The 2165-nt window shown below is 67.3% G+C and carries 2 protein-coding genes; both read right to left on the bottom strand.

Annotation, left to right across the window (positions count from 1 at the left end; all coding sequences use genetic code 11):
- The coding region (locus AC08OP_RS15170; RefSeq protein WP_476614794.1) for an NAD(P)/FAD-dependent oxidoreductase at positions 1 to 1420 on the bottom strand (1420 nt) is incomplete at its 3' end.
- 168 nt (positions 1421 to 1588) lie between these two features.
- A partial coding sequence (locus AC08OP_RS15165) for a uracil-DNA glycosylase (RefSeq protein ID WP_476614793.1) occupies positions 1589 to 2165 on the bottom strand: 577 nt, incomplete at its 5' end.

Here is a 2165-nt window from a genome sequence, read left to right as displayed (position 1 = left end):
CGGGGGGGCGAGTGGTCCCGTTCCGCCCGCTCGTCGTAGCCGACGTAGCCGACGTAGCCGTCGTGGCCGGAGTGCCGGGCGTGCCTGGGGAGATGGCCGCGGCGAACGCGGGCGGCATCGCCACTCGGCGGAACTCGGCCCGGGGATCGGCGAAGGATCCGAGCGAGACGATCTCGCGGCGGAAGAACAGTGCCAACGACCAGTCTGCGACCACCCTGGTCTTGCGGTTGAGGGTGGGAACCCTGCCCAGGTGGTACGTCCGGTGCATGAACCAGGCGGGCCAGCCGCGCAGCTTGACCCCATAGACCTCGGCGACACCCTTATGCAGGCCCAGGGACGCCACGCTGCCGGCATAGCTGTGCTCGTACGGTTCGATGGGCTCGCCGCGCAGCTCGGCGAGGATGTTGAGAGCCAGCCGGCGGGCCTGGCGAACGGCGTGCTGGGCCGAGGGACTGGTTGTGACATCCTCGCCCCTGGTCAGGTCGGGCACGGCCGCGCAGTCACCCGCGGCCCACGCGTCACCCACCCCGTCGACCTGCAGGAAGACGGTCGCGCGCACCCGACCTTGATCGTCCAGGGGCAGATCCGTGTCGGCCAGCATCGGGTTCGCCCGCACCCCGGCCGTCCACACGATGGTGCCCGCGTCGAACTTCTCACCGTTATTCAGTACAACCCGCCCACCGACCAGGCTCTCGACCCGCGTGTTCAACCTGACGTCGATACCCCGCTGCTCGAGCTGCCGGAGAGTATAAATCCCCATTCCGGGTGAAACCTCGGGAAGAATACGGCCGGCGGCTTCAACGAGGACCCACCGCATATCCGTCGGTTCCAGATCAGGATAGAAAGAACACGCATCGCGGGCCATGTCCTCCAACTCGGCAAGAGCCTCTATTCCGGCATATCCTCCACCGATGAAGAGAAAGGTCAGCGCTCGGCGCCGGACCGCGGGATCGGTCACCGAGGCGGCCGCGTCCAACCGGCTGATGACCTGATTACGGAGATAAATGGCCTCGGCCGCGCTCTTGAAGCCGATGCCCTGCTCCGCGAGCCCCGGGATCGGAAGGGTTCGCGCTACCGATCCTGGACACATCACCAAGATGTCGTATTTAAGATCAAATCTCTCGCCAAGGGATGGTTGGATCACAGCGGTCCGTGTCCCATGCGACACCTGAAGCGCGCTTCCACTGACAACCCGACAGCCCTTCAGGACCTTACGTAGCGGTACCACCACGTGCCGTGGCTCAAGGTTGCCGGCCGCCGCTTCCGGGAGGAAAGGCTGATAGGTCATGTACGAGTTGGGCTCGACGACTGTGACCGATGCCTCGCCCTGGCGCAGCTTCCGCCGCAGCCGCAGGGCCGTGTACATGCCGACGTATCCTCCGCCGACGATGAGGATGTGCGGTGGTTGCCCGTAGCCCATGGCAAAAACGTACCCACGAGGGCCGTGTTACACCCCGGTCCCGGGCTGGCCGCCCAGCTTTTTTCGTGACGCAGGACACGAATACCGGCGGTCTTCGGCCCGTGGTGCCGATGCGTCCGGACCGTGTTCCGGCTCACCTTCTGTGTCGACGGCCACAAGGACAAAGGCTTACCCGGCCCGCTCAACCACTTCCGCGAGCGCCGCCGCCGTGCCAAAAATCGTGTCAAGCATCACTTCGGTGACCCGGCCGGTGAAGGTGTTCTGTTGGCTTGGGTGATAGCAACCGACGACCGACACCCCGGATACGGGAAGTTCGGCCCGCACGCCGTGCCCGAACGACACCCGGCGCGGAGGAACCGGGAATCCGGCCTGGGCCAGGGCGGGCCACAGGGCGGACCAGGCGAATCCACCGAGGACGACGATGACCCGCAGGGTGGGCCGGACGAGCTCGAGGTCACGCACCAACCAGGGCCGGCAGGTGTCACGCTCCGTGGTGGTCGGCTTGTTCGCGGGCGGAGCGCAGCGGACGACGGCGACGATGCGCGTGGCCGTCAGACGCTGACCGTCCCCGGCGGACACCGAGGTCGGCAGCGCCGCCAGCCCGACGCGGTGCAACGAGGCGAACAGCCAGTCGCCGCTGCGGTCCCCGGTGAAGATGCGTCCGGTGCGGTTCCCTCCGTGGGCCGCGGGCGCCAGACCGACGACGAGGATCCGGGCGTCGCCCGGGCCGAACGAGGGCACCGGA

This window comes from Frankia sp. CeRuru1 (genome assembly GCF_977966315.1).
Note: the sequence above shows the minus strand (reverse complement) of the source record. Positions and strands in the feature narration are given on the sequence as shown.